Consider the following 8,704-nt stretch of genomic DNA (forward strand, 5'->3'; position numbering starts at 1 on the left):
CCGCCGGCCACCGCCTCCTCGGGGGGGGGCGGGGGGCCGCCGGATCGGGGCCGGGGTCGGACGCGTGCGGGTGGCGTCCGGCCCCGGCCTCTTTCGCGTTCCTCGGGACCGTGGACCGCACCCCCGCGCCTTGTGGGCTCCGGGGCGGGCCCTGCGGGGGCCGTGGGGCGTTGCGGGCCGTGCGGCGGGCCCCGGGGGGCCCGCCCGGGGATTCGGAGGCCCAGCGGGGCCGTAGCGGCTTGGATACGGCCCGTGTGCGCCGTGGTGGGGTTTGCCGGGTGTGCTGGGTGGGCCGGGCCGACTCGGGCGGGGTGGGCGGGTGTGCTGGGTGGGCCGGGCCGACCCGGGCGGAGCGGGTGGGTGTGGGCGGTCAGCGGGGCGCCGGTGCCGGGAGGCGCTCGCCGCCCAGCTCCACCGCCGCGCAGCGCCAGCGCAGATCGTTGCCCTGCTCCAGGCGGAAGGCCATGGCCCGTACCCGCTCGCCCGCCGCGATGCTCGCGAAGGCCTCCACCACCCCGGGGGCCGGCTGGGCGCCGTGGCACATGCGGATGACCGGGCGGGCGCCGCGCGCGCCGAGCGGGGTGAGCGGGGCCAGCTCGGCCAGTTGGTCGTAGGCCTCGCCGATGGTGTGCCCGAGCATCCAGTGCACCGGGCGCTGGCCGCTGAGGACCGCCAGGAGGCGTTCGGCGAACCAGTGGTGCGGGCGTACACGCCGGGGAACCCGGGTGCGCTGCGGCGGGACGGCGGCGGGCCTGCGCTGGTCGTGGCGGCCGCCGGGCCTGGTCCTGTTCGTGCTCATCGATCATCGCCCCCGTGCTTCAGAGTCCCGGTCGGATACCGGGCGGTAACTTCTGCTGGGGGACCTTCTACGGTGACGGCCGGGCGGCCGCAAGCCGGGCAGGCCCCGGGAGGACGACCGGCCGGGATCACCTATCCGGGTGACGCGGCCCGCACCGGGCAGGGCGCGGGGCGGGCGCGGGGAGGGTGGGGGACGGTTGCTGGGTGGACGCGGTGGTGCCGGTACAGGTGACTCCAAAGGGGGACGTCGCACGTATCCTGAGGGCGTTTCCGACTACGAAAGCGGCCCGGCCATGCGCGTGTACGTCCCCCTGACCCTGTCCGGTCTCGCAGCGGCGCACGGGGCGGGCGAGATCGGCCCCGGCCCGCTCACCGCCTACGCGGTGACCCCCGCGCTGCGCGAGTGGTACGTCTCGGACGACATCGAGGAGCTGGAGTACGCGGCGCTCAACCGGGCCGCCTCCGCCTCGCTGCGCATGATCGCGCAGAGCCCCGACGCGGTCCGCAGGCGCGTCGTCGTGGCCGCCGAGGTGCCGGACGGCTCGGCCGTCGCCGACCCCGACCACAGCTTCGACCCGTCCTCGCTCGGCGAGGTGCGGATCGCCGCGCCCGTGGCGCTCGCCAGGGCCGCCGCGGTGCACGTCGACGCGGACGACGCGAAGAAGGACGTCACGGCGGCGGCCGCGGCGCTGGGCGCGGCGGACCTCGGTGACGACGACGCGCAGTTCGTCGTGGACGGCGCCGAGGACCACGAGCTGCTGTGGTTCGGCGTCCAGGAGATCCCCAACCTGATCGGCTGAACGGGTGACCGGCCGATCGGGCCGACTCTCGAACGGCTGTCGTACCCGGCAGGTATTTTCTACGCATGGGGACGCACGGGAAGCACCGCACGCATCTGGTCTGGGACTGGAACGGCACACTGCTCGACGACAACGTCGCGGTCGTCGGCGCGACGAACGCCGCGTTCGGTGAGGTCGGCGTGGCGCCGATCACGCTGGAGCAGTACCGCGAGATGTACTGCATACCGATCCCGCGCTTCTACGAACGGCTGATGGGGCGGCTGCCCACGGAGGCCGAGTGGGAGCGGATGGACGGGGTCTTCCACCGGTACTACACCGAGCGGCGGGTCGCCTGCGGGCTGACGGAGGGGGCCGAGGAACTGCTCGCGCAGTGGCGGCTGGCCGGGCGCAGCCAGTCCCTCCTGAGCATGTACACGCACGACGACCTGGTTCCCGTGGTGCGGGGGTACGGCATCGAGAGTCACTTCCTGCGGGTCGACGGGCGCACCGGCCCGTCCGGGGGCAGCAAGGCCCACTACATGGAGCGGCACATCGCCGCGCTGGGCGGGGACGGCATATCCCCCGAACGCACGGTGGTCATCGGTGACGCCGTGGACGACGCGGTGGCCGCCGCCCATGTCGGAGCCAGGGCCGTCCTGTACACGGGCGGGTCGCACAGCAGGGCCAGCCTGGAGGCGGCCGGGGTGCCGGTGGTGGACAGCCTCGCCGAGGCCGCGCGGCTCGCCGAGGAACTGGCCGGATAGCGACCACGGACCGGGACGGGGCGGTACGGGCCGGGGTCGGGCGGGGTGCACGGGACCCGTACGGGGGCACCAGACCAGACCGGGGCGCCGGGCGGGACGAGTCGGCACGGGACGATCGGGCCGGACGGGACGGCACGGCCCCGCCCGGCCGAGTCGCGTCACCCGTTCGGCCGTAGCGGTTCAAGTCCGTACGGTTCCGGGGACCGGACAGCGGCCGGGAGGCCGGGCGGGCGCTGAGAAGCCGGGCGGTCGGTGGGGCCGGGCGGCCCCGGAGAGGCCGGGCAGCGACCGGAGGGCCGTACGGCCGCCGGGGGGCCAGGAAGCGACCGGGAAACGAGGAGGTGGCCGAGGGGTCAGGCGGTGACCGGGGCCTTGGCGCGCAGCACCTTCAGGAATTCGCGCATCCACGCAGAGTGGTCCGGCCAGGCCCGGGAGGAGACCAGCGTGCCGTCGACCACCGCCTCGTGGTCCTCGAAGGCGGCGCCCGCCGTCTGCATGTCGGGCTCCAGGGCCGGATAGGCGGTGACCCGCCGTCCGGCCAGCGCGCCGACCGCCGCCGTCATCAGCGGGCCGTGGCAGATCTGGGCCACCGGCCGGTCCGAGTCGAAGAAGGCCTTGACGATCTTGCGGAGCTCCCCGTCGTTGCGCAGGTACTCCGGTGCCCGGCCGCCCGGCACGACCAGCGCCACGTACTCCCCGGGGTCCACCTCGGAGAAGGCCAGGTCGGCGGGCCAGGTGTAGCCGGGCTTCTCGGTGTACGTGTCGAAGCCGGGCTCGAAGTCGTGGACCACGAACCGGAGGATCTTGCGGGCGGGGGCGGCGATGTGGACGTCGTAACCCTCCTCGCGCAGCCTCTGGTAGGGGTAGAGGACCTCCAGCGACTCGGCGGCGTCGCCGGTGACGATCAGGATCTTCGGTGCCATGACGGGGCTCCTGCGGTTCGTCGGCCTGTTCCGTGTGCCTGCGCGTGCACGTGCCTGTGCGTAGGCGCGTGTACCCAGAGTGCGGCAACACGGGTCCGCGCGCTGTCCAGAGTGTCAAAGTTCCGGCTCATCTTTTTACACAAACGGCTCGTGACGGTCACCGGGGCGGGCGATATAGCCTGGACCCCGTGATCAGCGCGATATGCCTCGGGGGCATCGAAGCCCCCGGCCTGCGCCCGGAGTGCCACCGCACCCGGGCCGTCGCTGATTCCCGCCGCACGGACCGACTGTCAAAAATGGCCAATATGGTCCCGGGCATCTCTCATAGCGACATAGCGTCGATCCCGACCGGATACCCCGCGTCGTGGCGGTACGTCGCTTTTCTCACCTACGTCACGCAACGGCGCGCGACAGGAGTCAGAGGACATGCAGACCAAGCTGGACGAAGCCAAGGCCGAGCTGCTCGAACGGGCCGCCAAGGTAGCTGACAACAGTCCGGGTGGTGGTGTCGGCGGGCCGGGCGGGAGCTCCCGGGTCCGTGTCGCGGGCACCGGGGACGCGCAGGAACGTCCCGGGCAGGACGTACTCCTCTCCTACCTCCAGCGTTACTACCTGCACACCGCTCCCGAGGACATCACGGGCCGCGACCCGGTGGACGTCTTCGGCGCCGCCTCGTCCCACTACCGCCTCGCCGAGACGCGCCCGCAGGGCACGGCGAACGTCCGGGTGCACACCCCGACGGTCGAGGAGAACGGCTGGACGTGCAGTCACACGGTCGTCGAGGTCGTCACCGACGACATGCCGTTCCTGGTCGACTCCGTCACCAACGAGCTGTCCCGGCAGGGGCGCGGCATCCACGTCGTGATCCACCCGCAGGTCGTCGTACGCCGTGACGTCACCGGCAAGCTCATCGAGGTCCTCACCGAGGGTGACGGCGTCACCGCGAGCCGCAAGGGCACCAAGGAAGCGAAGGCGGCGCTGCCGCACGACGCGCTCGTCGAGTCCTGGATCCACGTCGAGATCGACCGCGAGACCGACCGCGCCGACCTCCAGCAGATCGCCGCCGACCTGCTCCGTGTCCTGTCCGACGTACGGGAGACCGTCGAGGACTGGGAGAAGATGCGCGAGGCCGCGCTGCGCATCGCCGACGACCTGCCCGGCGAGCCGCTCGACGGCCTCGGCGACGACGAGGTGAACGAGGCCCGGGAGCTGCTGCGCTGGCTCGCCGCCGACCACTTCACCTTCCTGGGCTACCGCGAGTACGAGCTGAAGGACACCGACGCGCTGGCCGCCGTCCCCGGCACCGGCCTCGGCATCCTGCGCTCCGACCCGCACCACAGCGTCGACGAGGCCCACCCGGTCAGCCCCTCCTTCGACCGGCTGCCCGCCGACGCCCGCGCCAAGGCCCGCGAGCGCAAGCTGCTCGTCCTCACCAAGGCCAACAGCCGTTCCACGGTCCACCGCCCCAGCTACCTCGACTACGTCGGGGTGAAGAAGTTCGACGCGGACGGCAACGTCATCGGCGAGCGCCGCTTCCTCGGGCTGTTCTCCTCCGCCGCCTACACCGAGTCCGTGCGCCGGGTGCCCGTCATCCGCCGCAAGGTCGCCGAGGTGCTGGACGGCGCGGGCTTCTCGCCCAACAGCCACGACGGCCGCGACCTGCTCCAGATCCTGGAGACCTACCCCCGCGACGATCTCTTCCAGACGCCCGTCGACCAGCTGCGCTCCGTCGTCACCTCCGTGCTGTACCTCCAGGAGCGCCGGCGCCTGCGGCTCTACCTGCGCCAGGACGAGTACGGCCGCTACTACTCCGCGATCGTCTACCTGCCGCGCGACCGCTACACCACCGGCGTGCGCCTGCGCCTGATCGACATCCTCAAGGAGGAGCTGGGCGGCACCAGCGTCGACTTCACCGCCTGGAACACCGAGTCGATCCTCTCCCGGCTGCACTTCGTCGTCCGGGTCGCCCCCGGCACCGAGCTGCCCGACCTCACCGACGCCGAGGCCGACCGCATCGAGGCCCGGCTCGTCGAGGCCGCCCGCTCCTGGGCCGACGGCTTCCAGGAGGCGCTGGGCGCCGAGTGCGGCGAGGAGCGCGCCGCCGAGCTGCTCCGCCAGTACGGCCACTCCTTCCCCGAGGGCTACAAGGCCGACCACACCCCGCGCGCCGCGGTGGCCGACCTCGTCCACCTCGAAGCGCTCAAGAAGGACGGCAAGGACTTCGCCCTCAGCCTGTACGAGCCGGTCGGCGCGGGCCCCGGCGAGCGCCGCTTCAAGATCTACCGGACCGGCGAGCAGGTCTCCCTCTCCGCCGTGCTCCCGGCCCTCCAGCGCCTCGGCGTCGAGGTCGTCGACGAGCGCCCGTACGAACTGCGCACCGCGGACCGCACGCACGCCTGGATCTACGACTTCGGGCTCCGGATGCCGCAGACCGGCGGCAACGGCGGTTACCTCGCCGACGACGCCCGCGACCGCTTCCAGGACGCCTTCGCCGCCGTGTGGACCGGCGAGGCCGAGAACGACGGCTTCAACACGCTGGTCCTGGGCGCCGGGCTGACCTGGCGCCAGGCGATGGTGCTGCGCGCCTACGCGAAGTACCTGCGCCAGGCCGGCTCCACGTTCAGCCAGGACTACATGGAGAGCACGCTCCGCAACAACGTGCACACCACCCGGCTGCTGGTCTCGCTCTTCGAGGCCCGGATGTCCCCGGAGCGGCAGAACGCCGGCACCGAGCTGACCGACGGCCTCCTGGAGGAGCTGGACGGCGCGCTGGACCAGGTCGCCTCGCTCGACGAGGACCGCATCCTGCGCTCCTTCCTCACCGTCATCAAGGCCACCCTGCGCACCAACTTCTTCCAGCTGGACGAGGACGGCAAGCCGCACGGGTACGTCTCGATGAAGTTCGACCCGCAGTCCATCCCGGACCTCCCGGCGCCCCGTCCCGCCTTCGAGATCTGGGTCTACTCGCCGCGCGTCGAGGGCGTGCACCTGCGCTTCGGCAAGGTCGCCCGAGGCGGCCTGCGCTGGTCGGACCGGCGCGAGGACTTCCGTACCGAGATCCTCGGCCTGGTCAAGGCGCAGATGGTGAAGAACACCGTCATCGTGCCGGTCGGCGCCAAGGGCGGGTTCGTCGCCAAGCGGCTCCCGGACCCGGCCGTCGACCGCGACGCCTGGATGGCCGAGGGCATCGCCTCGTACCGCACCTTCATCTCGGCGCTGCTCGACATCACCGACAACATGGTGGCCGGTGAGGTCGTACCGCCCAAGGACGTCGTCCGGCACGACGAGGACGACACCTACCTGGTCGTCGCCGCCGACAAGGGCACCGCGAGCTTCTCCGACATCGCCAACGAGGTCGCCGTCGGCTACGGCTTCTGGCTCGGCGACGCCTTCGCCTCCGGCGGCTCGGCCGGTTACGACCACAAGGGCATGGGCATCACCGCCCGCGGCGCCTGGGAGTCCGTCAAGCGGCACTTCCGCGAGCTGGGCCACGACACCCAGACCGAGGACTTCACCGTCGTCGGCGTCGGCGACATGTCCGGTGACGTGTTCGGCAACGGCATGTTGCTCTCGGAGCACATCCGCCTGGTCGCCGCCTTCGACCACCGGCACATCTTCCTCGACCCCACCCCGGACGCCGCCACCTCCTACGCCGAGCGGCGCCGTCTCTTCGAGCTGCCCCGCAGCTCCTGGGCCGACTACGACAAGGACCTGCTCTCCGCGGGCGGCGGCATCCACCCGCGTACCGCCAAGTCGATCCCGGTCAACGCCCACATCCGCGAGGCGCTCGGCATCGAGCCGGGAGTCACCAAGATGACCCCCGCCGACCTGATGCAGACCATCCTCAAGGCCCCCGTGGACCTGGTGTGGAACGGCGGCATCGGTACGTACATCAAGTCCTCCGCCGAGTCGAACGCGGACGTCGGCGACAAGGCCAACGACCCGATCCGCGTCAACGGCGAGGACCTGCGGGCCAAGGTCGTCGGCGAGGGCGGAAACCTCGGCGCCACCCAGCTCGGCCGGATCGAGTTCGCCCGCGGCGGCGGCCGGATCAACACCGACGCGATCGACAACAGCGCCGGTGTGGACACCTCCGACCACGAGGTGAACATCAAGATCCTGCTCAACGGCCTGGTCCGGGACGGCGACATGACCGTCAAGCAGCGCAACAAGCTGCTCGCCGACATGACCGACGAGATCGGCCGCCTGGTGCTGCGCAACAACTACGCGCAGAACGTGGCGCTCGCCAACGGCACCTTCGAGTCCGCCTCGCTGCTCCACGCCCACCAGCGCTTCATGCGCCGCCTGGGCCGGGACGGCGACCTCGACCGCGGCCTGGAGTTCCTGCCCAACGACCGGCAGATCCGTGAACTGCTCAACGGCGGCAAGGGGCTCAGCCAGCCCGAGCTGGCCGTGCTGCTCGCGTACACGAAGATCACCGCGGCCCGCGAGCTGATCCGGACCAGCCTGCCGGACGACCCGCGCCTCCAGCAGCTGCTGCACGCCTACTTCCCCGCTCAACTGCGCGAGCAGTTCCCCGAGGCGGTCGACGGGCACGCGCTGCGCCGCGAGATCATCACCACCGTCCTGGTCAACGACACCGTGAACAGCGGCGGTTCGACCTTCCTGCACCGGCTGCGGGAAGAGACCGGCGCCTCGATCGAGGAGATCGTCCGGGCGCAGTTCGCGGCCCGCAAGATCTTCGGCCTCGGCCAGGTCTGGGACGCCGTCGAGGCGCTCGACAACAAGGTCGCCGCCGATGTGCAGACCCGCATCCGGCTGCACTCCCGCCGGCTCGTCGAGCGCGGAACGCGCTGGCTGCTCGGCAACCGGCCGCAGCCGCTGGAGATCGCCGAGACGATCGACTTCTTCAAGGCGGGCGTCGACCAGGTCTGGGCCGAGCTGCCCAAGATGCTGAAGGGCGCCGACCTGGAGTGGTACGAGTCGATCCTGGCGGAGCTCGGCGAGGCGGGCGTCCCGGACGAGCTGGCCCAGCGGGTCGCCGGATTCTCCTCCGCCTTCCCGGCGCTGGACATCGTGGCGATCGCGGACCGCACGGGCAAGGACCCGCTCGCCGTCGCCGAGGTGTACTACGACCTCGCGGACCGGCTGGGCATCACCCAGCTGATGGACCGGATCATCGAGCTGCCGCGGTCCGACCGCTGGCAGTCCATGGCCCGCGCCTCCATCCGTGAGGACCTGTACGCCGCGCACGCCGCCCTCACCGCGGACGTGCTGTCGGTGGGCAACGGCACCTCGACGCCCGAGGAGCGGTTCGAGGACTGGGAGGGGAAGAACGCGGCGATCCTGACCCGTTCGCGCTCCACCCTGGAGGAGATCCGGAGCTCGGACGCCTTCGACCTGGCGAACCTGTCGGTCGCGATGCGGACGATGCGCACGCTGCTGCGCACGCACGGCTGATATCGCAGGAGGGGCGGCC

5 protein-coding genes are annotated in these 8,704 nt (G+C 71.8%); 3 read left to right on the top strand and 2 right to left on the bottom strand.

Annotated features, from left to right (window positions below; translation table 11 throughout):
• Positions 1–370 precede the first annotated feature (370 nt).
• Entirely contained in the window at positions 371–799 is a 429-nt protein-coding gene (locus ACFCV8_RS34000) for an Rv3235 family protein (protein ID WP_376689369.1), read from the bottom strand.
• A 292-nt stretch (positions 800–1,091) separates the two neighbouring features.
• On the opposite strand from ACFCV8_RS34000, the gene ACFCV8_RS34005 reads away from it, so the two are divergent.
• Both ACFCV8_RS34005 and ACFCV8_RS34010 read left to right on the top strand, forming a co-directional pair.
• Positions 1,092–1,598, top strand: a complete 507-nt coding sequence (locus tag ACFCV8_RS34005) for a DUF6912 family protein (RefSeq protein WP_376689370.1) — start codon at positions 1,092–1,094, stop codon at positions 1,596–1,598.
• 65 nt (positions 1,599–1,663) lie between these two features.
• Positions 1,664–2,341, top strand: coding sequence for an HAD family hydrolase (locus ACFCV8_RS34010; protein WP_376689371.1), 678 nt, complete (start codon positions 1,664–1,666; stop codon positions 2,339–2,341).
• Positions 2,342–2,694: 353 nt separating this feature from the next.
• On the opposite strand, the gene ACFCV8_RS34015 is transcribed toward ACFCV8_RS34010, so the two are convergent.
• Complete coding sequence (locus ACFCV8_RS34015) at positions 2,695–3,264, bottom strand: DJ-1/PfpI family protein (protein ID WP_376689372.1); 570 nt, start codon at positions 3,262–3,264, stop codon at positions 2,695–2,697.
• Between the two features lie 426 nt (positions 3,265–3,690).
• Between ACFCV8_RS34015 and ACFCV8_RS34020 the strand changes: the two genes are divergently transcribed.
• Positions 3,691–8,685: an NAD-glutamate dehydrogenase gene (locus tag ACFCV8_RS34020; protein ID WP_376689373.1), complete on the top strand. Its 4,995-nt coding sequence runs from the start codon at positions 3,691–3,693 to the stop codon at positions 8,683–8,685.
• Positions 8,686–8,704: the final 19 nt, after the last annotated feature.

The organism is Streptomyces sp. NPDC056347 (assembly GCF_042262625.1).
Classification (GTDB): domain Bacteria; phylum Actinomycetota; class Actinomycetes; order Streptomycetales; family Streptomycetaceae; genus Streptomyces.